20 protein-coding genes are annotated in these 24,970 nt (G+C 34.8%); 14 read left to right on the top strand and 6 right to left on the bottom strand.

What is annotated here, in order from left to right; all coding sequences use genetic code 11:
• Positions 1-51 precede the first annotated feature (51 nt).
• From hprK to AC1VAQ_RS00475, 10 genes are all read left to right on the top strand, one after another.
• Positions 52-993, top strand: a complete 942-nt coding sequence (gene hprK / locus AC1VAQ_RS00520) for an HPr(Ser) kinase/phosphatase (RefSeq protein WP_302596928.1) — start codon at positions 52-54, stop codon at positions 991-993.
• Positions 994-1,021: 28 nt separating this feature from the next.
• Complete coding sequence (locus AC1VAQ_RS00515; protein WP_302596927.1) at positions 1,022-1,978, top strand: ROK family protein; 957 nt, start codon at positions 1,022-1,024, stop codon at positions 1,976-1,978.
• A gap of 181 nt (positions 1,979-2,159) precedes the next feature.
• Complete coding sequence (locus AC1VAQ_RS00510) at positions 2,160-2,696, top strand: YcxB family protein (RefSeq protein WP_302596926.1); 537 nt, start codon at positions 2,160-2,162, stop codon at positions 2,694-2,696.
• 19 nt (positions 2,697-2,715) lie between these two features.
• On the top strand, positions 2,716-3,693 hold the full coding sequence (locus AC1VAQ_RS00505; protein WP_302596925.1) for an apurinic/apyrimidinic endonuclease family protein: 978 nt from the start codon (positions 2,716-2,718) through the stop codon (positions 3,691-3,693).
• Between the two features lie 715 nt (positions 3,694-4,408).
• Complete coding sequence (locus AC1VAQ_RS00500) at positions 4,409-5,377, top strand: C40 family peptidase (protein WP_302596924.1); 969 nt, start codon at positions 4,409-4,411, stop codon at positions 5,375-5,377.
• A 295-nt stretch (positions 5,378-5,672) separates the two neighbouring features.
• The gene (locus AC1VAQ_RS00495; protein ID WP_302596923.1) at positions 5,673-6,167 is read left to right on the top strand and encodes a GNAT family N-acetyltransferase; all 495 of its coding nucleotides are present in this window, start codon (positions 5,673-5,675) and stop codon (positions 6,165-6,167) included.
• 174 nt (positions 6,168-6,341) lie between these two features.
• Entirely contained in the window at positions 6,342-6,716 is a 375-nt protein-coding gene (locus AC1VAQ_RS00490) for a GntR family transcriptional regulator (RefSeq protein WP_302596922.1), read from the top strand.
• A gap of 2 nt (positions 6,717-6,718) precedes the next feature.
• On the top strand, positions 6,719-7,582 hold the full coding sequence (locus tag AC1VAQ_RS00485; RefSeq protein WP_302596921.1) for an ABC transporter ATP-binding protein: 864 nt from the start codon (positions 6,719-6,721) through the stop codon (positions 7,580-7,582).
• Positions 7,583-7,584: 2 nt separating this feature from the next.
• The gene (locus AC1VAQ_RS00480) at positions 7,585-8,223 is read left to right on the top strand and encodes an ABC-2 transporter permease (protein WP_302596920.1); all 639 of its coding nucleotides are present in this window, start codon (positions 7,585-7,587) and stop codon (positions 8,221-8,223) included.
• A gap of 60 nt (positions 8,224-8,283) precedes the next feature.
• Positions 8,284-8,604, top strand: coding sequence for a hypothetical protein (locus tag AC1VAQ_RS00475; protein WP_302596919.1), 321 nt, complete (start codon positions 8,284-8,286; stop codon positions 8,602-8,604).
• 70 nt (positions 8,605-8,674) lie between these two features.
• On the opposite strand, the gene AC1VAQ_RS00470 is transcribed toward AC1VAQ_RS00475, so the two are convergent.
• Positions 8,675-9,514 carry a DegV family protein gene (locus AC1VAQ_RS00470; protein WP_302596918.1) on the bottom strand — a complete coding sequence of 280 codons (840 nt, stop codon included), beginning with the start codon at positions 9,512-9,514 and terminating at the stop codon, positions 8,675-8,677.
• Positions 9,515-9,753: 239 nt separating this feature from the next.
• Here AC1VAQ_RS00470 and AC1VAQ_RS00465 point away from each other — a divergent pair, with 239 nt between their 5' ends.
• A complete protein-coding gene (locus AC1VAQ_RS00465) occupies positions 9,754-10,182 on the top strand; it encodes a hypothetical protein (protein ID WP_302596917.1) in 429 nt (142 codons plus the stop codon).
• A 56-nt stretch (positions 10,183-10,238) separates the two neighbouring features.
• Here AC1VAQ_RS00465 and AC1VAQ_RS00460 read toward each other — a convergent pair whose 3' ends face one another.
• Complete coding sequence (locus AC1VAQ_RS00460; protein ID WP_479903365.1) at positions 10,239-11,456, bottom strand: cation:proton antiporter; 1,218 nt, start codon at positions 11,454-11,456, stop codon at positions 10,239-10,241.
• Positions 11,457-11,905: 449 nt separating this feature from the next.
• Here AC1VAQ_RS00460 and addB point away from each other — a divergent pair, with 449 nt between their 5' ends.
• Together addB and addA are read left to right on the top strand one after the other, a co-directional pair.
• The gene (gene addB / locus AC1VAQ_RS00455) at positions 11,906-15,319 is read left to right on the top strand and encodes a helicase-exonuclease AddAB subunit AddB (protein ID WP_479903364.1); all 3,414 of its coding nucleotides are present in this window, start codon (positions 11,906-11,908) and stop codon (positions 15,317-15,319) included.
• Positions 15,320-19,138: a helicase-exonuclease AddAB subunit AddA gene (addA, locus tag AC1VAQ_RS00450; RefSeq protein WP_479903363.1), complete on the top strand. Its 3,819-nt coding sequence runs from the start codon at positions 15,320-15,322 to the stop codon at positions 19,136-19,138.
• A 77-nt stretch (positions 19,139-19,215) separates the two neighbouring features.
• On the opposite strand, the gene AC1VAQ_RS00445 is transcribed toward addA, so the two are convergent.
• The gene (locus AC1VAQ_RS00445; RefSeq protein WP_302596913.1) at positions 19,216-20,781 is read right to left on the bottom strand and encodes a glycosyl hydrolase family 18 protein; all 1,566 of its coding nucleotides are present in this window, start codon (positions 20,779-20,781) and stop codon (positions 19,216-19,218) included.
• Between the two features lie 151 nt (positions 20,782-20,932).
• On the opposite strand from AC1VAQ_RS00445, the gene AC1VAQ_RS00440 reads away from it, so the two are divergent.
• On the top strand, positions 20,933-21,130 hold the full coding sequence (locus AC1VAQ_RS00440) for a hypothetical protein (protein ID WP_479903362.1): 198 nt from the start codon (positions 20,933-20,935) through the stop codon (positions 21,128-21,130).
• A 138-nt stretch (positions 21,131-21,268) separates the two neighbouring features.
• Here AC1VAQ_RS00440 and htpG read toward each other — a convergent pair whose 3' ends face one another.
• The 3 genes from htpG to truA form a co-directional block, all read right to left on the bottom strand.
• The gene (gene htpG, locus AC1VAQ_RS00435; protein WP_302596911.1) at positions 21,269-23,170 is read right to left on the bottom strand and encodes a molecular chaperone HtpG; all 1,902 of its coding nucleotides are present in this window, start codon (positions 23,168-23,170) and stop codon (positions 21,269-21,271) included.
• Positions 23,171-23,508: 338 nt separating this feature from the next.
• Positions 23,509-23,961, bottom strand: coding sequence for a DUF5721 family protein (locus tag AC1VAQ_RS00430; RefSeq protein WP_303243750.1), 453 nt, complete (start codon positions 23,959-23,961; stop codon positions 23,509-23,511).
• A 19-nt stretch (positions 23,962-23,980) separates the two neighbouring features.
• A complete protein-coding gene (gene truA / locus AC1VAQ_RS00425; RefSeq protein ID WP_302596376.1) occupies positions 23,981-24,724 on the bottom strand; it encodes a tRNA pseudouridine(38-40) synthase TruA in 744 nt (247 codons plus the stop codon).
• Positions 24,725-24,970: the final 246 nt, after the last annotated feature.

The raw sequence follows: 24,970 nt of genomic DNA, 5'->3' as shown, positions 1-24,970 counted from the left end.
GAAATAAATGTTATAATAATTTTGTCTGATAAGAGGACAAGGAGGAAAAAAATGTATTTTGTAACCGTAGCACAGCTAAGAGAACATTTTAAGTTAGATATTTTAACACCAAATATAGACTATAAAGATAGAAAAATTACACAATGTGACGTGAATCGACCAGCATTACAACTTGCAGGATTCTTTGATTACTTTGATCCAACAAGACTTCAAGTCATTGGGAAAGTAGAACATACTTACCTTGAAAAGATTGATGATGAAGCAGAACGTAATCGTAAGATTAAGAAACTCATGGACTTTGCAGATATTCCTTGTATCGTTATTTGTCGCGAAGAAATTGAACCATTTCCATACTTATTACAATGTGCAGAACAAAATGGCATTCCAATCTTTAAAACAGACTTACCAACCTCAAGCTTTATTGCAGAAGCCAATCGCTGGCTTCATGTAGAATTAGCACCACGTTTATCAATGCATGGTGTACTTGTAGATATTTTCGGGGAAGGTGTTTTAATTACAGGTGAAAGTGGGATTGGTAAAAGTGAGACCGCACTAGAACTTGTAAAACGTGGACACAGACTTGTAGCAGATGATGCAGTAGAAATTAAGAAAGTATCCGCTACAACACTTTTAGGGACAGCACCAGAAGTGATTAGACACTTTATTGAAGTGAGAGGTATCGGTATTGTGGATATCAAGCAAATCTTCGGTGTAGGTGCAGTTAAAGAAATGAAAAATATCGACCTCATTATTCGCTTAGAGGGATGGGACCAAACAAAACAATATGACCGCTTAGGTTTAACTAATGAATATACTGATATCATGGGCATTAAAGTTGTCACAAATGCAATTCCTATTAGACCAGGTAGAAATGTAGCAATTATTTGTGAAACAGCAGCAATTAACTTTAGACAGAAGAAGATGGGTTATAATGCAGCAGAAGCGCTTAATAACCGTGTAATGAACAATTTACAAAAAAATAATTTAGATTAGAATTGTAATGACCAAAAGGGGGATTCAAATGTATTATTTAGGTGTAGATTTAGGCGGTATGTCAATCAAAGCAGGTTTAGTAAATGAAAAGTATGAGATTATTGCAACAAAGAGTGTGCCAACACTAAGAGAAAGACCAGCAGCAGCGGTTTTAAAAGATATGGCAATTTTGTGCAAAGATGTACTTAATGAAGCAAACCTTACAGAAAAGGATATTCATTCTATTGGTATTGGAAGCCCAGGAATCGCTTCACCAGAAGAAGGTGTGATTTTATCATCTAGTAACTTGAATTTCAACCATGTCGATGTACGTACAGAAATGCAAAAGTATTTAAATTGTGACGTTTATGTAGAAAATGATGCGAACTGTGCAGCACTTGGAGAAGCTGTAGCCGGTGCAGCAAAAGGGGAAAAAAATGTAGTTGTTGTTACCTTGGGTACAGGTGTAGGTGGTGGAATTATTACAGAAGGTAAAATTTATCGTGGTGGTTTCTGTGGTGCAGGTGAAGTAGGTCATCAAGTCATTGTGAAAGATGGTATTCAATGTGGGTGTGGCAGAAAAGGTTGTTTTGAACAATATGCATCAGCTACGGCACTGATCCGTGAAGCACAGGAAGCTGCTAAAGAACATATCAATAGTAAAATGGTATCATTTGCTAAAGGCGGACAAATCACTAATATTACAGCGAAAAATGTATTTGATGCAGCCCAAGCTGGGGACCCAATAGCAGCTGAGGTCTTAGGACAGTACTTTAAATATGTTGCTATGGGAATTACAAATATAATTAATATATTAGAACCTAATATGATTGTATTAGGTGGTGGTATGAGTGCACAAAAAGATTATTTAGTAAGACCAATTAAAGAGTTTGTACAAGAAGAAATGTATGGTGGCTTATCATTAAAAACTAAAATTAGAGCTGCAGAGCTTGGTAATGCTGCGGGTATTATCGGTGCTGCACTTTTAGGGACAACGCTTAAATAATTACTTAATAACTTTATATCACTCGTATACAATAAAGCCAACTAGGGAAAAATTTAAAAACCTAGTTGGCTTTATTTAAGTTAAATCTTTTGATTGGTAAGAATGCCTATGCTATAATACAAAAGCAAAGCATCTTGTAACGAGGACAAGAGAAGAGAGACATAAGAGGAGGAAACAAATAATGAGTAATAGTGAAGCACAAGGGCTAAAGCTTGATGTGAAGTTTAAGGTCAAAGATGTACTGCGATATAATATGTCAGTAGCTTGGAAAAATTTATTAAATAAGATTCTTATGATTATAGGAGTACTTGTAACTATTTACTTTATCTATCAGATGTGTACAACAAATGTGGGATGGGATGTATACCTTTCACAGCACATTATTATTTTATTAGTGCCTATATTAATTTTTGCACTTATTCCATGGCGTGTATGGCAGGTAACGCTTTCTCAGATGCAAATGAAGCAGTTTGCTTATGGTGTTACTTATGAGTTTACAAAGGATAGCGTCCATTTAGATCTTGGTGAAGATCAAGATACAGTAAGTTGGGATGTGTTTGTAAAGATTGTAGAGACAAAGCATGATTTTAGACTTTATATGAATGCAGTAAGTGCACAAATCATTCCAAAACATAATTTGACTAGTGATCAAATACAAGCATTCCGTGAAATTATCAAAGCAGCAAAGGCGTCAGGAACATACCAATTAAAACAGTAAACTTAGAAAGTAGGCTAATATGAAGCGATTATTTCATTTATCCACCACTTTGAGACAGTTAGAGTGGTTTCAAAATGACTGGACAAATATTGATGAGTTTGTCAAAAAAAATAATATTGAAGGAGTAGAGCTAGGTCTTACAATGGATTATGATTTAGCACAAATTCCTAAAGAAATCATTACAGGTGTACATTTATCCTTTTATCCGATGTGGTTAGATTTCTGGCGTCAGGACCAGGAAAAACTAAAGAAGCTTTTTAAGAATGAAGAAGAAATTAAAAAGTATTATGGTGGTTTGACACCCGATATACTTATTGAAAATTATAAAAAGCAATATGCTCGTGCTAAAGAGCTGGAAGCTGAATATATGGTATTTCACGTAAGTCACATTTTACCTGAGGATTCATTTACATGGCAATTTGATTATAGTGATGAGGAAATACTTGAAGCAACATTAGAATTAGTTAACGCAGTTTTTGAAGAAAATGAAGAAGGACCACTATTATTATTTGAAAATTTATGGTGGCCAGGCCTTACTTATTTAGATTCAGAGCTAACTAAAAGTTTTATTGAAAGGGTAAAGTATAAGAATAAAGGATATCTTGTAGATGTATCTCATCTAACTTTGACAAACAGTAAAATAGGAAGAGAAGAACAAGCCTACAATTATATAAAAGAAGTGATTACAAATCTAGGGGATACAGCAAAATGGATTAAGGGGATGCACTTAAATAAAGCATTGCCAAAGTTTTATATGCAAAGAGATCATCAGTATCTCTTAGAAAAATATCAACGTGAGAAAGATCCTGTACGAAAACGTAATATTTTGAAACAACATATTAATATGTTAGATGGACATAAGCCGTTTGATCATGAGGTCGCTCAAAAAATTGTGAACCTTATAAAGCCAGATTACTGTGTTTATGAAACGGCACCAGAATCGAGATATGAATTGGCCCATTTTATTAATAAGCAAAATAAAGCGCTGGGGTTATAGGGGGGCGTAAAAATGGCCGCTGGGTACTTGGGCACTTGAGGCGCTACACTCTCTGTAATCTGTGATGCGCTAAGCTCGATAATAAAAGAAATGGTGTGAACTCATTATGCTACGCTGCGTTCAAACACACACCTAAAACCCCTTTTATTATCTTTGCTAAGTACTTAACAAATGAGATTAAGTATCTACATTTATGGTACAAGAACAGAGTACTCCGAAGGCAATCCGCAGTACTCAAGTGCCTAGCTATCTTTTTGCTCACATAAGTCTGGGAAAAGAAAAAGTTAATGAGTTATTTTAAAAAGAGAATGAGTTACTTTGAGAAGGATATGTGCTCTCTTTTGGATGGATAAGTGATCAAAGCTTATTAATCTGGAAGGGGGCTCTTTTTATGTAAAGGTGGAAAAAATAGTAGTTGATTTTGGGTAATAGTCGTTCATAGTGCTGTGAAAAATAAAAGTGAAAATAAAATGTAACAAAAGTTAAATATAAAAAGACATATTTTGGTAAAAAAATTACCATAAACTTGACAGAAAGCTTGATTTTTTATATAATAAATTTGTAATAATTACTTAACAACTAAATGATGAAGAGTATATTAATGTTTTAAGCATGTGGTAGATAAAAAACTTTTTGCTAAAGGCGCTATCTATTAGGTGCTTAGAACATTAAGGATGAAATATAAAATATCAAAAGATAAAGGGAGGACTTGTATATGCAATTAAAGAAAGCGATTATGGGTGCACTTATTGCAGTAGCAGCAATAATGCCTAGCTTAGCATATGGACAAGCATACGGAACAGTAGCAACATCAACACTTAATGTAAGAGAAGGGGCAAAAACAACAGCAAGAATTGTAGAACAAGTTCAATTAGGCGATGTGGTAGAGATTATTGCGGAGCAAGGTGACTGGTTTAAAATTATTTTAGAAGATGACGAAAGAGCTTATGTAAAAGGCGAATATATTACAGTACACCGTGCAGTAGCAACTGTTGAAGTAAATGGTGGTTTAAATGTAAGAGATTATCCATCAACATCTACAGGTAAAGTAATCGGTAAATTAGCATCAGGTGATGAGATTTCAGTACAATACGCAGTAGGCGATTGGTATAAAATTAATCAAGAAGGATTTGAAGGTTTTGTACATAAAGATTATGTAACAGCAGATTTCTTAAAATACCTACCAACTCGAACACTTTCACAAGTAGAACGTGTAAAACTTACACAAGCACAAGTAGAAAATGCAAATACATCTACAACAAAGCCTAGTACAAGTACATCAACAACTTCAAGTAGTGTAACAGTAAACACAAATGTAACAGGTGAAGCAATCGTAAGCTATGCAAAACAATTCTTAGGGAACCCATATGCTTATGGTGGGAATAGTTTAACAAATGGAGTAGACTGTTCAGGCTTTACTTCACAAGTTATGAAAAACTTTGGTATTAGCTTACAAAGAAGCTCAAGTGCACAATTCTCAAATAATGGTTATAGTGTTGAACGTGGTAATGAACAACCAGGTGACTTAATTTTCTATGGTTATAATGGTAATGTTTCTCACGTAGCAATCTATATCGGCGGCGGACAAATTATTCATGCAAATGACGAGCGAACAGGTATTTGCATTAGTAGTGCCTTTTCAAATACAGGAAAACCTGTAATTGGTATTAAACGTGTAATTTAATAAAAAGACGTTATATTAATGGCTTTAACTATTAATATAACGTCTTTTTATTTTGTACGGATAGAAATTAAAAAAACATTAAAATATAAACAATATTATGATAAAATACAGATAATATAGAGAAACCAACTAAACCCTTGAAATATACATGTACATAAATAGTTTTCTCTCAATGATTTCACATGACTCAAACGATGAATAATTAAATCTTATAAATGTGAAATCTATATTACAACTAAAAATGGCGTTTCATAAAATTACTTTAGTAATAGGCTTAATAGAAGGAGGAGCAAGTATGACAATACGAATTGAAAACATGAAGGAAGAACATTGGGAGGAGGTAAGCTGTATCTATAGGCAAGGTATTGCATCAGGACAAGCTACATTTCAAAGAGAATGTCCTAGCTATGAAGAATGGGATGCAAATCACCTAGTACAGTGCCGTTATGTGGCGTTAGAGGGTGAGAAAGTCGTAGGATTTGTTGCGATTAGTCCAACATCTAAGCGCGCGGTTTATAAGGGCGTTGTGGAGTTAAGCATTTATGTTGATGAGGCCTACCGAGGAAAGGGTATAGGCAGTAGGTTGATGTCACGTCTATGTGAGGAATCGGAAGAGGCAGGCTTTTGGACATTGTATGCTGCAATTATTGCAGAAAATAAAGCGAGTATTGCGCTTCATAAAAAATGGGGATTCCGAGAAATTGGTTACCGTGAAAAGATTGCTAAGGACAAGGATGGGATATGGCGTAATATGATTTTAATGGAACGTCGTAGCAGTAAAATATATTAAGGATGATATGAAGATGGGCATCATGTATGATTAATGCAGATGTGCATCTTTATTTTTTTATATTGACATTAAGGCGTAGATAGGTTATAACTGTGTATATAAGATATACACAGTTATAACGGATAGATAGACAGTAAGACAACAAAAAGTCTAGGCATTAAAAGGAGTAGAACTATGGATATTATTATTGTAAATGATAGTGCCACCCCCTTATATGAGCAGATGACAAGCCAAATTAAGGCATTGATTCTAAAAGGAGAACTGGCACAAGGTGAGCTTTTACCATCTATTCGGATGATGGCAAAAGAACTTAGGGTAAGCATTATTACAGTGAAGCGTGCTTATGAGGAATTAGAGAAAGAGGGATTTGTACAAACTACACCTGGAAAGGGAACCTATGTGTCCTTAGCCAATAAGGAACGTTTAAAGGAAATACAAATCAGTCAAATTGAGGAGCAACTGGAGCAAGCCATTATTGTAGCTAAAGGCATCAATATGAGCTTAGAAGAAATTAAAGAACGTGTTGAACTGATTTATGAGGAGGTCTAAATATGTTAGCAGTAAAATTTAATAATGTAAAAAAACAGCTGGGAGATTTTGAGTTAAATATTCCTTCATTAGGTATTCAAAAAGGTTATATTACAGGATTTATTGGTCAAAATGGTGCAGGGAAGACAACGACTATGAAGTTAATGTTAGATATGATTCGCATGGATACAGGGGATATTGAAATAGAAGGATTAAATATAAAGGTAGCACCAGAAAAGATTAAGGCAAAGATTGGCTATGTGGGAGAGCCTACAGGGTATCCTGAAGAAAGTAGATTGAAACATATTAAAAAGATGGTCGCACCTTTTTATGAGGCATGGGATGAGAATTTGTTTAAAAAATACATTGCATATTTTAGTCTTAATTTAGATAAGAAATATGGCGAGCTTTCTACAGGGCAAAAGAAGCAGTTTGATTTGGTCATGGCATTAAGCCACAAACCGGAGCTTATTTTACTAGATGAACCAACAGCTGGGTTAGACCCTGTTGTAAGAAATGAAATTCTAGAGTTATTGATGCTGCATATGCAAGATGAAAAGGTAACTATTTTTTATTCAACACATATTACGTCTGATTTAGAAAAAGCTTGTGATTATCTTGTGTATATTCAAAAGGGAAAGATTATAATGAATGTAGAAAAAGATGAATTGCTAAGCCAGTATTGTATTGTGAGAGGTGCTAAGGAGCTTTTTAATGATGAGGAAATAAAAAAAGAACTCTTAGGGGTGAGACAAACAAGTTTAGGCGGAGAAGCACTTGTTAAAAATCGTAAGATTGCAGAAGAACTTTTTGGCGACGAAGTGAAATACAGTAAGCCGACTATTGAAGAGATTATGGTGTTTTTAGCAGAGGAAAGAAGGTTTTAGTGATGAGAATGACAATGAAGTTAGTTAAAAAAGATTTTATGCATTTAGGCTATTCGCTTAAAAGTTTAATTTTAAGTTGGTTAGTGTTATGTACATTGTTACCATTAGTTAATTTAGGGGTTGCATTAGCTATGCCAGCATTAGGGGCTTATTTAGCTTTTTATAGCATGATGAGCTATGAAGAGAAAAATAAGGGGAGCTTATTAACAAGTGCATTACCAGTGACTAGAGAAGCTATGTGCAATGCACAATACGTAGAAATATTCATTTATATTATAGCGGGTATTATTTGTAGTAGTATAGGTCTAGGGATTAAGCGTTTAATAGATAATGTGGATTTATCGGTATTAGCTAGCATAAGTGTTATGTTTAGCTTTGGGATAATCTATGTCAGTATTATTTTGCCTTGCGTATTTTATTTTGGGACAGCTAAATCAAGATATATTTTAATGATTACTTATGGTGTGACATTTGGAGGTGCAACAGCATTCAATATGGCTGAAAAAAGTAACCTGACCTTATATCTTCAAAGAATAGGAAGCGGTATAAATGGTAGTATTATTCTTCTTATTGCATTACTTATTGGCGTTATTTCTTATTTTATAAGTCTAAAGATTTTCCAAAATAAAGATTTTAAATAATGGAAACATAGGAAGTTTTTATCATATATTGTAATAGAGGCATTGATGGAGATTCCTAGGATGAGTGAAATAAATCGCATGGTTGTACGTTCTAATAATACAATACGTAGTGAAAATATAGAAACAACCTTAAGCAATGATGATGGCTTTTTACGCGTTAAGGTAACAATCCGTGGCGTAGAGCCCAATCGAACGATTGCAATAGGGGTTGTATTACTCCAAAATGGAAGAACTTATGCTACAAGTTCTCAATCTGTTACTTCAGGGAGAGGGTGTAATGGCGGCCTGACAAATGTAAGCCGTGAGTTTGAATTTGTTATTATTGGTAGCGAAGGTGATTCTTATGAAACACGAGTAGTTGCACATTACATTTGTGGTTAATGCATATGCGAACAATATATTATAAAACATAAAAAAGTCTAGGTGAGAAATAACCTAGACTTTTAATTTATTAATAGGAAATAATTAAACCACCACGTTCAGCGTAATAAGAAGTAAGGCCTCTAGTTGGTAAAATATGAATTTCACAACTTGGACAAAGTTCTAATAAAAGTTCTTTGATTTTAGTTGCCCCTTCTAGATTATTGCAGTGGTGAATATAAACAGTACGTTCTGATAGGTTAACCTTTTCGGTCATTTTTTCAACAATGGCTTTATAAACCTTTTTCTCACCACGAATCTTTTGTAAGATTTGAATAGTGCCTTCAGGACTTGCGCCTGCAAGTGTACGTATACCTAATTGGGTGGCAAGGTAACCAGAGAATTTAGAAACACGACCGGCTTTAACAAGATTTTCATAAGAGCTTAAAGTGAAAAGTAAGTAAATGTTTTTTACGTAAGTATCAAGAGCTGTGGTTACTTCTTCGAAGCTTTTGCCGGCTTCAATAAGCTCATTTGCTTTTTGAATACAAAGGACCATAGATCCTGCTGTAGCTAATGTATCTATGACATGAATGTTTTTCTCTGGATGCTGTTCAAGGACCATATCTTTAGCCAGAACGGCGCTGTTATAGCAACCACTTAAGTTATGAGAAATAGTAAAAACGATGACATTATCTGCTTCCTTATAAGCCGCAGCAAAGGCATCTGGTGAAGGACAAGCACTAGATGATGATTCTTTACAGTTACTCATGGCATCTAACATTTCGTTCACATTTAAGTCTTCATTATCAATATATTCTTTACCGCCAATCATGAAACTTAAAGGAATATTTGAAAAGCTAGCGGCTTTTGATTTAAAAAGTGATTCTGGTAAATCACATGAACTATCTGCAACGATTCTCCAATTCATAAGAACCTCCGTTATGTTTTGTTGTTATTATGATAAGTAGTTTTTAAGACTACATAGTATGTTATATATATTATAAAATATAACCGTTAGAAGGAAAAAAGTCAATATATATTTTGATAATTAAAGTAGTTAACTGTATTTTGTCCATTTAAGCGTATTTTTATAAAAGAAAATAGTCACATCTTAAGATGATGTTACATACTATGCTAGTAATTATAAAATATAGAGGAGGACTTCATATGCTAGGAGAAAGTCTAAAAGATATAAGGACTTATCTAGAAGAGTGTGGTCAAAGTCTTCCAAGCTGCATGATAGAATCTGTGGAAGATTTGTATGTAAGTTTATACATTGCAAAACAGCTAGTACATCTAGGCAAAAAGGAAGAGGCCTTTAGCATCCTAAAAGAAGTTTATGAAAAGGATTTATTTAAATATGATAAAGGGGCTTATGGGCTTTATGAAGACTATGTAGAAGATAAGGTTGAGTTTTTAGAAAGATTGGCGGCACTTAATCTAGAGGTAACGCAAGACTTGAAGATGAGTATTGCGTATATTGATGAGGCACTGAATTTATTAGACGGTGAAGAAAGTGTAGCACCGTATATTGATATAAAAAAGGTTAAACAGACAAAAAAGAATTATGTTAAATTACTTTTTAATAGTTTATAAATGAATTTATTACTATGAAAAAAACTGCCATGAAGCTTCGTGGCAGTTTTTAGCGTTTAAACGTGTGTGGGGGATATGTGATTAATGGTTTCATCGGTGTTACCTTTGTAAAGTAGTTTAAGAACAATTGGTGTTGTAATGGAGGAAGCAAGGACTAAGAAAATAACGGCGGTGAAAAGAACAGGATCAAGAAGATTGGCAGCTAGTCCTTTTTGCGCAATAATTAAGGCAACTTCTCCTCTAGCCATCATGCCGGCACCGATACGTAGTGCATCTTTTGTTTGAAATTTAAAGAGTTTAGCACCTAAGAAACAGCCAAGTGCTTTAGAAAGAAGTGCAACTAATATAAAGCTAATAACAAAAAGGAGTACTGTAGGTGTGACACCGGCTATTTTCGTTTTAATGCCAATGCTAGTAAAGAAAATTGGGCTAAAAATCATGTAGGAATTCGTATCAATTTTTTGAACGATATATTCAGATGAACGAATATTACAAAGTACAATACCAGCCACATAGGCGCCTGTAATATCTGCAATACCGAAATATTCCTCTGCAATATAAGCGAAGAGTAAGCAAAGTGCAAAGCCATAAATAGGAATTCTGCGCTTTTTGCCATATTTAGCATCAAATCTTCTAAAGAGTGCATTAATAAGGAAACCAAGAAGACCAGAGACAATAAAGAATGAAATCGTATTAAAGATAACAGTAAAGGGCGCGCTATTTGGTTTTTTAAGACCAATAACAAAAGTTAAGATAACAATACCGATGACATCATCAATGATGGCGGCACTTAAGATGGTTGTCCCAACTTTGCCTTTTAATTTACCCATTTCACGGAGTGTTTCGACCGTAATGCTAACAGATGTAGCAGTAATAATAACACCGATAAAAAGTGACTGAAAGAAAGCTTCAGAGCCAATTGGTGCAAAGCCGTAGATGGTAGCATGTAATAAATAGCCACCGATTAGTGGTACTAAAACACCAAAACTGGCAATACATAAAGCAGCAGGACCGGTATGCATCAATTCTTTTAAATCTGTTTCAAGACCAGCAGTAAACATAAGCATAATAACGCCGAGTTCAGCCATAGTTACCAAGAAATCACTTTCACTTACAATGCCTAAAACATTCGGGCCGATTATAAGACCAGCCACAAGAACCCCTACAACTTGTGGTAAGTGCAGTTTCCTAAATAGGATTCCGAATAATTTGGCTGCAATAAGAATTACCGCGAGGTCTAGAAAACATTCATAAGAAAGCATTTTATCACCCATTCTATTATAAGATATATTTTGATATAACTATAGATTTCACATTTATAAATTTTAGTTATTCATGATCTTTAGCAATGTGAAATCATTGAGAGAAAACAACTTACGCACATGTATATTTTAAGTTTTTAGTTGGTTTCTCTATATAGATTTCACATTTATAAAATTTAGTTATTCATAATCTTTAGCAATGTGAAAGCATTGGGAGAAACCAATTTACCTACATGTATATTTCAAGGTTTTAGTTGGTTTCTCTATAATTATAGTATTTAAATTTCAAATATTCAATAAAATCAAAGAAATAAAGGGATAGAAAGATAAAAATGACATCGTGCATAAATGTTTAATAAATAATATACAGGGCATTATTAAAAGAGAAATCCATAAACTATATGCCATGCATAAAATATGTTAAAATAGAAACAGAGAACTAAAGAGAGGGCGGTGAAGTTATGCAACCAATCGAATTTATACTAGGGAGATCTGGAGCAGGTAAAACTAACTATTGCTATGAAGCAGTTGCTAAGGAACTTGAAGAAGAGGCATATGGGAGTCTGATTGTCTTAGTACCAGAGCAGTTCAACCTACAGACACAGAAGGACTTAGCGAAGAAGCTTTATCCAGGGCTATTGCGTGCAGAAGTCTTAAGTTTTAATACGCTAGCACGTAGCGTTTTTCAGGAAGTCGGTAAAGAAAATATCCCTGTTATCGAAGACTTGGAACGTATGATTATTTTAAAAAAGGTCATTGAAGAACATAAAAAAGAATTAGTATTTTATAAAAAGAATATCAATAATACAGGATTTATAGAATCTGTTAATCGTCTTATTACGATGTTTGAACAATCCGGTTTAGGACAAGCAGAGTTAGAAGAAATGATAGGAAGTGAGGCTGTAACGTCCTTATTTCAAAGTAAACTTGTAGACCTTCAAAAGATTTATGGTTATTTTGAAGAATATATCAGCACACAATTTTTAACGATTGAAAAGAACATGAGCCTTTTGGCACAATCTATTCATAAGAGTAAGACACTCAGTCAGGCACAAATATGGATTGATGGCTTTTATGGCTTTACAATGACGCAGTTAAATATCATTAGGGAATTGATGAAGAAGGCAAAGAAGGTCAGCATTACCTTACCTATGGATCGTGTGTATGGTTTGACGGAAAAGGTACGCACAAGCCATCCATTTTATGAGAGTATTCAAATGTATCAACGGTTAATGGGAATATGTGAAGGAGAGAAGCTTACTTATAAAACCAAATTTTTAACACCAGTATATGAAGAAGGTTTATTGGCACCAGAGTTTATTCATTTAGAAGAAAATTACTTAAAGCCTTATCAGCAACCTTTTAAAGAAGAAAGCAATGCCATTCGTCTAAATACCTATAGCTGCCGTATGGAAGAAGTAGAAGCAGTGGCAAAGCGTATTGTGAGTTTAGTGCGTGACGAAGGTTATCGTTATCATGATATTGCCCTTATTGTAGGTGATGTAGCGGAATACAAATCACTTATTCAAAGTAGCTTTAAAGAATATGAGATTCCATATTTCCTGGATATTAAGCGTAATATTCACACAAATAGTTTAGTGGCTGCCATAGAAGGTGTACTGGATGTGGTGACAGGAAGCTACAGCTATAAAAGCATGATGGCATTTTTAAGAACGTATATGCTGCCTATTTCAAGAGAAGATATTGATATTTTAGAGAACTATATTTTAGCTTATGGCATCAAAGGAAAGAAAAAATGGCAACAAGAATGGCAATATGATACGGAAGAAAGTGAACTGCAAGCACATATTAACGCAGTACGCCTTCAAATATTAGAACCTATTATGGCATTTGAAAAACGTATTAAAGAAGGAAAGGTAGAGGGGCAAATCAAAGTAGTAGATCTTACAAGTGCACTATTTTATTTCTTGCAGGAAATAGGTGCTTATGAAACACTGCAAAAAATGATTGCCAAGAATAAAGAAGAAGATAACCGCTTACTTGAACTTGAAAATACGCAAATTTGGGGGCAGATTATAGAAGTATTTGAGCGTCTTGTAGACCTTTTAGGTGATGAACGATTAGATGTCAATACGTATAAGCGTATTTTGGAAACCAGCTTTTCTTATCTCAAGATGGGTGTTATTCCGCCTGCTAGTGATGAGGTATTAATTGGAGAAATTGAGCGTACAAGGTTGCCACGTCTTAAGGCACTCTTTATATTAGGAACCAATGAAGGGCTGATTCCAAAGACAGATGAAGCAACCCCTATTTTTTCAGATATGGATAAGGTTACATTAGGCCAGCTCTGTGAAACAGGTAGTGAAGCAAAAGGGCGCTTCAGTGATTTGATTATTAATCAGCCCCTATATGGTGCGGCCTTTATGGTTTATACTACCTTGACACGTGCCACTAAGAAGCTTTATTTAAGTGCGGCTTTAAGTGATGAAAATGGTAAGCCATTAAGACCTTCTTTAATTTTTTATCGCTTAGGGAAAATGTTTAGACAGCCAGCTGAGGATAAACATATGAGTTTATTAGATGAGGTGTATCGCCCATTGCCTACATTTGGTTATATAGGTAGCCGTCTTAGAGAATATATTGAAGGCCGTGAGCAGGGAGAGGACTGGAAGGATGTGGTGAGCTGGTATGCTACTTCACCTGCTTGGAAGGAGCGATTAAAAGGTTTAGGCGACTATTTATTCTATAGCAATCAGCAACATTATTTAAATCCTGAAACAACAAAGTTACTTTATAATGAGCCCGTTTTAAAAACAAGTATTTCACGTCTTGAGAACTTTAGAAACTGTGCATGTTGTTACTTTATGAAATATGGTATTAAAGCAGAAGAGCGTAAGGTCTTTGAGTGGAATAGTGCAGAAGTGGGAACGCTTTTCCATGCGACATTAGAGCAATATCCTAAGGAACTAGCTCTCATGGGGACTACCTGGACGGAGGCACAGCCACAGGAAATGCAGGTAGCTGTTAAAAAAGCTACGGATTCGGCCATGGAGCAGCTTAAACGTCTACAAAGGGATTCAGGTCGCTTTAAATATACGGCTTCTAAAGTGGAGAAAATGGCAAGACGTGCTATTAAGGCTTTAACTACACATCTTAAAAATGGAGAATTTAGGCCTGTAGGTTATGAAATTAATTTTGGGGAAGGCCAAGGTTTCCCGCCAATTCAAATTGATATTGATGAAAGCCGCAAGGTTTATATTACGGGGCAAATTGACCGTGTAGATATATATTACAAAGATCCTGAAACAAGCTATGTGAAAATATTAGATTATAAAACAGGTAACAAAAACTTTAATTTATTAGAAGTTTATTATGGACTACAATTACAGCTCCTGTTATATTTAGATGCCTATTTAAAACTTAATCATGCCTATGAACCAGGAGGGGTATTCTACTTCCATATTAATAATCCGTATGTCACCTACAAAGTAGGGATGGAAGAGGATGAGATTGAAGCAAATCATATGAAACAGTTTAAACTTTCAGGTCTTGTATTAGAGCAGATGGAAGTTATTAAGGCATTAGATAAAACTGGAACAGGTTCAACTATTCCAGTCACACTTAATAAAGATGAAAGTGTCAGAAAAGGTTCTTCTACAGCAACAACAGAGCAGTTTGAACTTTTAGAAGAACATATTATAGATGCAGTAAGAGACTTGGGAACACAAATACTAGAGGGTAAAGTAAGTGCTAAACCATTTAAGTTAGGAGATAAAAATCCTTGTGTATACTGTATTTACAGCACAATTTGTCAATTTAACGAAAGTCAGCCAGATAACTGCTTTGATAAGCTGGAAAACTTAAGTAAAGAAGAAATATGGCGACGTATTGAGAGCAAAGAGGAGGGATTTTAAATGGCATGGACACCAGCGCAACAAGCCGCCATTGATAAACGTGGGGCCAATATTTTAGTTTCAGCTGCAGCAGGTTCAGGAAAAACTGCCGTTTTAACAGAGCGTGTATTAAAGCGTATTATGGGGAGTGACACAGAAGCACCCATTGAAATAGACCGCTTCCTCATTGTAACCTTTACAAGTGCAGCAGCGGGGGAAATGAAAGAGCGTATTACAGCCAAACTAGGTGAACAGATGCAAAAGCTTCAGCTTGAAGAAAATATGGAAGACCCTAAGGTAATGGTAAAAGTAAATTATTTAGAGCGTCAGATGGCACTGGTACACAAAGCCTCTATTTCAACGATTCACTCTTTTTGTCTAAAGACTATCAAAGCGTACTTTAACCGTTTAGATATTGACCCTAATATTAAAGTAGGTAATCAAGCAGAACTTGAGATTATGAAGATGGAAATATTAGAAGAGCTTCTAGAAGAATGTTTTGAGGAAGAAGATGAAGACTTTTTAGCACTTGCTGATGTATATGGCAATGTGCAGGGAATGGCTACGTTAATAAGGCTTATTTTGGATGTGTATACCTTTTCAAAAAGTACACCTTTTCCAGAGGAGTGGCTTAAATTACAAGTAAGACATTTAAAGACACCCTATCAGACAGTGTCAGAGATGCCTTGGGCGGATGCAATTAAACAAATGATTTATGATCAGATAAAAGATATTAAAATCATTTATAAAGATGCCTTAGCCCTTTGTAATTTGCCAAATGGCCCTATGCTTTATGGACCAACTTTAGAAAATGATGTTAAACCTTTAGAAAACATTGACGCACATACTGATTTAGATACATTAATGGAAGCTGTAAAGCAGATAAGTTTTGCAGCACTTCCACGTAAAAAACAAGAATGTGATGAAGCGCTCAAGGAAAAGGTTAAAGCTTATCGTGATTTAGCAAAAGAAGTTGTAAAAGATATACAAAGTGATTTAGCATTTGTAGAAGACCCTAAATTGAGCGCACAGCTTCCTAAAGTAGGTGAACTGATGGAAAAGTTGGTAGCGCTTATTAAAGAATTTGAACAGCGTTATAGTGAAGCCAAGCAAAAAGCAGGTGTAGTAGATTATAGTGACCTTGAGCATTTGTGTATGAAACTTTTGGTAGAACCTGAGTTTGACGAAAAAGGAGAGTATACACTTCATTATACAGATGTGGCAAAAGAGTTAGGTGCCTTTTATAAGGAAGTATATATTGATGAATACCAAGACAGTAATACAGTGCAGGAAACGATTTTAGGTGCTGTGGCAAATGCCAATAAGGAAGCACATACGACAAGGTTTATGGTAGGAGATATGAAACAGAGTATTTATCGTTTCCGTCTTGCAAATCCATTAATCTTTGCTGAGAAGTATCAGAAGTTTGATAAGCATCAGTTAGAGGAGAGTGAAGCACAATGCATGCAAGAAGCTACCTCAGAGGGAAAAAGTCCTATTCAAGATATTTGTATCGACTTATCTCAGAACTTTAGAAGCCGAGATAACATTTTACAAGGTGTTAATGATATTTTTGAACAGGTAATGAGTACAGAAGTAGGCGAGCTAGAATATGATGATTATGCAAAGTTATATGTAGGAAATCTTTATAATGAAGGGAATAGTGAAGGTTTAAGTCCTCATAGTTTAGCTGAAAGTATAGAAGTACATGTTTTAGAGACGAAAGAGCCAGAGGTAAGCACTGAAGGGGAAGAAAATAGTCTTGAGGACCTTAAAAAAGTGGAATGTGAAGCTCTAATGGTAGCAGGCCTAATTGATAAACTCTTAAAAGGAGAAGGTAATCCAACGCATATATTTGATAAGGAAATTGGTGATTATCGCAAGGTGGAGCCAAGAGACATTGTTATCTTATTACGTGCAACGAAAGAAAAAGCTTCTATTTTTGAAACGGCACTGATTAATAGAGGAATAGGTGCTTATGCAGATGTAAGTGATAATTTCTTTGAAGCCATAGAGATTCAAACTATTATTAGTTACTTACAGATTATCGATAATCCGCTTCAAGATATTCCACTTTTAACCGTACTGCGTTCACCTATTGTAGGACTTAAGTTAGATGATCTTGTTCATATCCGCAAGACGCAAGAAGAAGGCTGCTTCTTTGAAGCTTTAGAAGCTTACTTACAAAGAGAAGATGCTAAGGAAAGTGTGAGAGTTTTCCGCAAGCAGTTAGAACTATATCGCGAAGCAAGCGCCGATTTACCGATAGAAGAATTAATTGCTAAGTTATATGTAGAAACAGGCTACTATCGCTATGTTTCTATGTTGCCAACAGGTGCTAAGAAAAAGGCAAACTTAAGTCTCCTTAAAAAGTATGCAGCTCAATATGAAAACATGAATAACGGAAAGCTCTTCGGGTTCCTTCAATATGTGACTAAATTGCAGCAAACAACAGATGGCTTACAAGAAGCCAAGTTAGTAGGAGAAAGTGAAAATCTTGTGCGCATTATGAGTATTCATAAAAGTAAAGGGTTAGAGTTTAGTGTCGTTTTCTTATGTGACACGGGTAAAAAGTTTAACCATAGTGACATTATGAAAAATGTATTATTACACAATGATTTAGGGATTGCACCAGACTATATGGATACAGAGATGTATGTAAGATACCCAACAATACCTAAGATTGCAATTAAAAACAAAATTATTTCTGAGAATATTTCAGAAGAAATGCGTGTTTTATATGTGGCTTTAACAAGGCCTAAAGAGAAGCTTTTCATTACAGGAACAGTTTCAGATATGGAAAAGGCAGCAAAAAAATGGAGCATGTTTGCACGCCGTGAAAATAATAGCATTTTACCACTGGGGGTTAAAAAAGCAGGTTCCTATTTAAACTGGATTGGAATGAGTTTATACGCCCATAGTGAAATAAGTGCTGTAAGAAGTTTGATAGGTGATGAAAATAGTATTTGTTTTAAAGGAAAATCCAAATGGCAGTTGACTGTTTGGGATAAAGCAAGTCTTGGCATGGAAAATAAGATGCAGGAGTTGCATCAAAAAGATGAAAGAGAGCTGCTAGAAAATTGGGATGCTGAAAAGGTATATGGGGACTATAAAGAGGAAATTGATAGAAGGTTGAGTTTCACCTATCCACATGAAGCAGCCATATATCTGCCTACTAAGTTATCTGTTTCAGAAATAAAAAGAGAAGCACAAAAGCAAGTTAGTGAAATAGGTCAAGTAGAAGAAAGTCTTATAGCACCTCTTAAAGTGGCAGATGAAATGCCTGTCCCACATTTTATTAAAAATGAAGAAGTTATTGCAGGTGCAAAACGCGGAACGCTTATTCACAGTATTTTTGAACACTTAGATTTCTTGAAATTCAATACCTATGAAGCCATTAAAGAAGAGCTTATAAGGTTGATTGGTGAAAAGCAGCTGCAAGAAGAAGTGCTACAAGTGGTTTCAATAAAACGTCTTGTAGAAATGGCAAATTCTAAGATGGTGCAGCGTATGAAGACTGCCAAACATGTATGGAAAGAAAAACAATTTATTTATTTGGCTAAAGCAAATGAAGTATCTGAAAACTATCCAGAAGATGAAGAGATTTTGATTCAAGGGATTGTCGATACATTTTTCTTAGAGGAAGATGGTCTTGTAATTATTGATTATAAAACAGATTATGTAGCACCAGAAAACCAAGAAGAAAGTATCAAGCGTATTAAAGCGCGCTATACAAAGCAACTTGATTTATATGAAGAAGCACTACATCAGATTACCGGAATACCGGTTAAAGAAAAAGTTATTTATTTGTATAATATTAATCAGTGGATTAATTGTTAGGCTGATGAAAGCTATAAAAATAGGTTGACATTCAAGTTGAATGCCAACCTATTTTTATAGTTTTATAATGGTAGGCCTTACTGGTTATTTGATCCACCGATAGAAGTATAATAGGCTTCGGCTAAAAGCTTTTCAAGTCCAGCCATGTTTCTGATAGCCTGAGACATACCACTTGTAAGGATATTGGCCTTATCCATGCTAGATTGCCAAGAAAACATACCGCCTAAGCATTTCTCAACAACATAAAGCCCTTTGAAATAGATAGAAAGAAGATTGTCGTAGGAGTAAACGAAGTTACCACGGGAATCAACGACATAAGCTGCCTTAGCTGTATTGTCCCATCGGATTTGATAGCCATCTTGATTTAAGAAGTTTTTACGTAAATCATCAAAAGTTTTTGTATCTGTCGCACCATAGCGGCCATAGAATGGGATACCTAATAAAATCTGATAAGATGGCATGCCAGCAGCAATTAAATTATTAACCTGACCATCAATACTTGTATTATTAAGGGCAAGCTCAGAAGGATAGAGGTTTGCTTGATGTTTAGCGGCACCTGGACCTGTTTCACCAGCAGTAAAGTCATAGGCCATTAGGTTAAAGTAATTAATAATAGGTGCGATGTTAGCAATCTCTACGCTATTGATATAGGAGGTTTCACCAGTACCCGCCACACTAATCCAAGCATCTGCGCCTAAAACATCACGCAGAGCTGTAAGGAGCAAGGTGAAGTTTTCTGTATCTTGTGGTCTAGATTTAATACCAGCAGCACTAGAACCAGGATATTCCCAGTCAATATCAATACCATCAAGACCATATTCATCTACCCAGCGTTTGGCTTCTCTAGCAAAAGCATAGCGGGAAGTAGGCGTAAGCGCAGCATCTGAGAAACCATCTGCACCCCAGCCACCAATGGCAAGTATAATTTTAATGCTAGGATTTTCTGATTTTAAGTTAACGAGTTCTTCTAAGTAGCGGGTGGAATAGACGGTAAATGTACCATCTGGATTAATGAGGGCAAAAGCATAGATGGCAAAGTCCAAGAGATTGGCATCCACGTTACTGGGATTACCTAAAACATACTCACCAACGATAGGGGATGTAACTTGACAGTATGGGTTTGTACCAATGGGTTGGTTTTCTGTACTTTGAATAGGCTGTGGTCTATAAGAATTCTTTACCCCTTCGAAAGTACTAACGATATTTTGAAGTTCTACATTATTAAGTACAGGAACAGAGAATTGTTCGACTAAAGTTTGCTCTGGTGAAATGAGTAAAACTTCTGTATTTGCTTGTCGCATATTGGTATGTGCAAGACCGATGATTTTACCAATTCTACCTTCACGGTCATCTACAATAGGAAATGGCATCTTGTAATTTCCTAAATGTACAGTAGAATAAAACCAAGATAAATGCGCAGCATTTTGGTCCATACATACAGGTAAGACTTGAAGTGAAAGCTTTTTTAAGGTAGATGCATGTTTCATCAGTGTAATAATTTCGTTTTTACGTGCAGTATTGAATGCAGTAGGACTACAAACCAATAGTACCCATTGTCCTTTATAGCTATTAAGATCCACAAGGCCTTGTGTGCTAGAGGCGGTAAAAGAGGGGACTTTAGAGCCAACTTGTAATAAACCCATCTAATCACTCCTTAAAAGCATAAGTATTCAATCTTATACTATTCAAGTAAAAGTTGTCCTATGATAGGCGATTTATAATAAAGAAGGTCCTAGCACCAAATAAAGAGAAAAAACATATGATAAAAATAGCTTTAAAGAAATAGGTGATATGATGAGCTGTTTTCAACCAGGTTTTAGTCGTTTTTGTGGGGGATGCAGTTGCCTTAACTCGCCACAAGGTGCCATTATATTTTCAGTCATTATAGGGCTTTTGCTAGTTGATGTACTCGATAAAGAAGGATTGGAAGATGTGGGAAATATTGTGCTTACAATTGGTCAAATGTTAGTCACAGCAGGTGGACTTTGCTAAATACTTATATTAAGTAGTTATATATAGGAGAAAGAGAAGAGCGTGAATATAGGCCCACTAGGTATCTGGGCTATAAGCAAAAAGGAACTGTATGAAATTCATACAGTTCCTTTTTGGTATTATCGGTATAAAAAAGTTTTATAAAATCATACCAAGTAGTTTATTGCTACGTTCTACGAAATCATACATAGCTTCTGCACTTAAGCTTTGATTAGCAAGAAGCGCAAGGTCATAAAGCTGTTTGCAAACTAAAGTTTTAGTTTCATCATTTAAATCTTTATGAGCAAGGGCGTCTACAAGTGGATGATTTTGATTAAGGACAAGTGTCATTTCTGTTTCTGGAGCACCCATACCCATCATATTGTACATTTTCATCATTTCTTGCATACGTCTGCTTTCTTCTGAGATTAAAATCATAGAAGCTACATGATTTGATTTTAAGTTTTCTACGCTCACTTTAAGTTTGTCATTACCAACTTTTTCTTTGAAAAGTGTTGTGAGATTTTCTTCATAAGTTTTATCTGCTGCTTCACCTTTTAAAGCATCTGAAATGTTAGAGTCAATACGTTTGAATTTTACTTCATGATTGCTGTACTCAAGATGAGAGATAAATGGTGCATCAATAGAATGTTCAAGATAAACTGCTAAGAGTTCATTATCTTTAAACATCTTGATGTACTGAGATTGTTGTTCCTTATTTGAAATATAGAAGACAGTATTTTCATTTGTATCTTTTACTTTTTCAAGATATTCATTAAGTGTGACATAGTCTTCATTGGTTGTTTTAAATAAGATATAGTCTTTCATTTTATCAAAGAACTTGCTTTCTTTTAGGCAGCCATATTTGATAAATGGTGCAATATCATCCCAGAATTTTTTATAAGTTTCATTTTCTTTCTTAGAAAGTGAAATAAGTTTATCAGCCACTTTTTTAGTAATGTAGTCTGCAATTTTAGTAACGAAGCCATCATTTTGAAGTAAGCTTCTTGAAACGTTAAGTGGTAAATCAGGGCAATCAATAACACCTTTTAATAAAAGTAAGAATTCAGGAATAACTTCTTTAATATTCTCAGCTACGAAGACTTGATTGTTATAAAGTTTAATACGTCCTTCAACAGTTTCGAGTTCATGTGAAAGTTTAGGGAAGTAAAGGATACCTTTTAATCTAAAAGGATAATCCATATTTAAATGAATCCAAAAGAGTGGTTCGTTGAAATCTGAGAATGTTTTACGATAAAAATCTTTATACTCTTCATCTGTACATTCTGAAGGTTGTTTTACATATAAAGGGTGTGAATCATTGATTGGTTTAGGTTCATCAGAAATAGGTGCTTCTTTCACTTCACCGTTTTCATCTACATCAACAGGTTCTTGAGCCTTTTTCTCTGCTTCAGCTTTTCTTTCAGCTTCTTTTTGCGCGTCAATGACATAAATAGGTACTGGCATGAAAGAACAGTATTTTTCAATTGTTTCAGAAAGTGTATAGTAATCTAAGAACATTTCACTTTCTTCATTGATATGGAGCGTAATGGTTGTACCACGAGATGTACGGCTACCTTCAGAAAGTTCATAAGTTGTCCCGCCATCACATGTCCATTTTACAGCAGTTCCCGTTTGATAAGAAACTGTATCGATATCCACTGTATCAGCTACCATAAAGACAGAATAGAAACCAAGTCCGAAATGTCCAATGATTTGGTCTTCGTTCATTTTATCTTTGTATTTAGCCAAGAAATCTTCAGCACCAGAAAAAGCAATCTGCGTAATATATTTTTCGATTTCTGCTTCTGTCATACCGATACCATTGTCAGCAAAAGTAAGTGTCTTAGCTTCTTTATCTAAAGTAACAACAACCTTAAAATCTTCGCCGAGGGTATCTGTAGCTTCACCCATATCACAGAGTTTCTTAAATTTTAAAATGGCATCACAGGCATTTGAAATTACTTCACGTGTAAAAATATCATGGTCTGAGTAGAGCCATTTTTTGATAATAGGGAAAATATTTTCACTATTAATTGATAAATTACCTTGTTTAGACATAAAGGTACCTCCTTAGATATTTATCTTTTAATGCAACAAGTATAAAATACAAATTTGAAGAAAATATAATGAATATTAAACTATTTTTTTGATTCTAATTTTTTATTAGTATAAATAAGACCCCCTAAACATAAAAGAAAGGCTAAGATAGAAAGAATAGTAATAAGCAGGTGATGGAGTAAAAAACATCCTGTTAAAAATTGAATGATTGTCATGATTATGAGGCAGATAAAACTAGTATGAAGCTTTTCGTAATTCATAATACATCTCTCCTTAAATAAATAAAATGAAAGTGACCTACTGCATAAGGGTAGGCCATGCTATAGGTCACTTATATGTTACATAAAATTATATTTAAACAAGAATTGTTTCATTTTTTCATCCCATAGTTTATCAGCACTTTGGTCTAATGTAAAGGTTTTATAAGAAGTACCAGTGCTGCAACTGATTTGATTATCTTTAAAGTGAATATTAAGGTAGAAGGCAGAGGCTTCTGGGGCTAAAGTAGCAGTTTTAGCTGCATTCGTACCTAATACGATTTTAAAGTAAGTTGGCATTTTACTACCTTGCATCAGCTCGTATACATTTTTGCGAAGTTCTCCCCAAGTGAGCAGCTTTGAATAAGTTTCACCATTTAAGGTATCAAAGTAATCCATATTACGTCCGCCATCAATCACAAGTTTAAAGGCAGCATGAATGATGACTTCTTTAACTTCAAATGTATCAAATAAATCAGATTTCAAAAGCTTTGCCATAAATTCTTTACGGTTAGAAATAGGATAAGTTTGCATAGATTCCTCCTTCTTTTAATTAATCGTAGTATACTTTTTCCATACAAAGGCCATTGGCAGGCGCAGTAGCCCCTGCTTTTGCACGTTCTAAGGCATTTAGTATATGTGGTATTTCCTCTGGTGACTTTTCACCAAGGCCAACTTCTATAAGTGTACCTGTTAAAATACGTACCATATGTTGTAAGAAGCCATCCCCTTCATAAGTGATTTTAATTTTAGAATCCACTACATGAAAGTCTATACTGTAGATTGTACGCACTGTAGATTTAGTTTTAGATTTAAGAGAAGTAAAACTTTTAAAGTCATGTTTTCCTAAAAGATACGTACTGGCAGTTTTCATCGCCTCAATATTGAGGGGAGTTTTTACATGATAAGCATATTTGAGTGTAAAAGGATCTGCAAATTTATTATTATCAATGGTGTAGACATAACACTTTTTTACCACATTATAACGAGAGTGGAAACGTGGTGAAGCAATGCTAAGTCCTGTAATAGCAATATCATTAGGTAAGTAAGTAGCTAAATAATCTGATATCTCTTCTAGAGAAATAGAACGTTCGCTAAAAAAATTACAAGTTTGTCCGTGTGAATGGACGCCAGCATCAGTACGTCCTGAACCGATGATTTGAATATCTTCTTCAAAAAGCCTTGAAAGAACCGCTTCAACCTTACCTTGAATTGTTTTTTCGGGATGTTTACTTTGGCGTTGAAAGCCATTATATTTAGAGCCGTCATAGGCAAGTACTAATTTATAATTAATCATGTGTAAACCTTTCTATTTAATTACTAAGAATTAATTGCTTAAAATAAAATATTAATACATATTTAGTATAGCATAATTTACCTAAATAAGCACGAGACCTTAAAATAAGTATTAGTAAAAGCATAAACATAAAGTTGGAAAAGTATACAGAAGGTGTAAAAACGAACATTTTAAAGGAAGTGAATAAAAAAGTTCGGAAAAATACTTGACCTAGAAAATGCATTAGGTTATCATAAAAAAGTAGTT

This window comes from Cellulosilyticum sp. (assembly GCF_982396655.1).
Note: the sequence above shows the minus strand (reverse complement) of the source record. Positions and strands in the feature narration are given on the sequence as shown.

Excerpts from the sequence above, each read along its gene's own strand:
- hprK (WP_302596928.1), top strand. The coding sequence starts at position 52 with ATGTATTTTGTAACCGTAGCACAGCTAAGAGAACATTTTAAGTTAGAT.
- AC1VAQ_RS00515 (WP_302596927.1), top strand. The coding sequence starts at position 1,022 with ATGTATTATTTAGGTGTAGATTTAGGCGGTATGTCAATCAAAGCAGGT.
- AC1VAQ_RS00510 (WP_302596926.1), top strand. The coding sequence starts at position 2,160 with ATGAGTAATAGTGAAGCACAAGGGCTAAAGCTTGATGTGAAGTTTAAG.
- AC1VAQ_RS00505 (WP_302596925.1), top strand. The coding sequence starts at position 2,716 with ATGAAGCGATTATTTCATTTATCCACCACTTTGAGACAGTTAGAGTGG.
- AC1VAQ_RS00500 (WP_302596924.1), top strand. The coding sequence starts at position 4,409 with ATGCAATTAAAGAAAGCGATTATGGGTGCACTTATTGCAGTAGCAGCA.
- AC1VAQ_RS00495 (WP_302596923.1), top strand. The coding sequence starts at position 5,673 with ATGACAATACGAATTGAAAACATGAAGGAAGAACATTGGGAGGAGGTA.
- AC1VAQ_RS00490 (WP_302596922.1), top strand. The coding sequence starts at position 6,342 with ATGGATATTATTATTGTAAATGATAGTGCCACCCCCTTATATGAGCAG.
- AC1VAQ_RS00485 (WP_302596921.1), top strand. The coding sequence starts at position 6,719 with ATGTTAGCAGTAAAATTTAATAATGTAAAAAAACAGCTGGGAGATTTT.
- AC1VAQ_RS00480 (WP_302596920.1), top strand. The coding sequence starts at position 7,585 with ATGAGAATGACAATGAAGTTAGTTAAAAAAGATTTTATGCATTTAGGC.
- AC1VAQ_RS00475 (WP_302596919.1), top strand. The coding sequence starts at position 8,284 with ATGAGTGAAATAAATCGCATGGTTGTACGTTCTAATAATACAATACGT.
- AC1VAQ_RS00470 (WP_302596918.1), bottom strand. The coding sequence starts at position 9,514 with ATGAATTGGAGAATCGTTGCAGATAGTTCATGTGATTTACCAGAATCA.
- AC1VAQ_RS00465 (WP_302596917.1), top strand. The coding sequence starts at position 9,754 with ATGCTAGGAGAAAGTCTAAAAGATATAAGGACTTATCTAGAAGAGTGT.
- AC1VAQ_RS00460 (WP_479903365.1), bottom strand. The coding sequence starts at position 11,456 with ATGGGTGATAAAATGCTTTCTTATGAATGTTTTCTAGACCTCGCGGTA.
- addB (WP_479903364.1), top strand. The coding sequence starts at position 11,906 with ATGCAACCAATCGAATTTATACTAGGGAGATCTGGAGCAGGTAAAACT.
- addA (WP_479903363.1), top strand. The coding sequence starts at position 15,320 with ATGGCATGGACACCAGCGCAACAAGCCGCCATTGATAAACGTGGGGCC.
- AC1VAQ_RS00445 (WP_302596913.1), bottom strand. The coding sequence starts at position 20,781 with ATGGGTTTATTACAAGTTGGCTCTAAAGTCCCCTCTTTTACCGCCTCT.
- AC1VAQ_RS00440 (WP_479903362.1), top strand. The coding sequence starts at position 20,933 with ATGAGCTGTTTTCAACCAGGTTTTAGTCGTTTTTGTGGGGGATGCAGT.
- htpG (WP_302596911.1), bottom strand. The coding sequence starts at position 23,170 with ATGTCTAAACAAGGTAATTTATCAATTAATAGTGAAAATATTTTCCCT.
- AC1VAQ_RS00430 (WP_303243750.1), bottom strand. The coding sequence starts at position 23,961 with ATGCAAACTTATCCTATTTCTAACCGTAAAGAATTTATGGCAAAGCTT.
- truA (WP_302596376.1), bottom strand. The coding sequence starts at position 24,724 with ATGATTAATTATAAATTAGTACTTGCCTATGACGGCTCTAAATATAAT.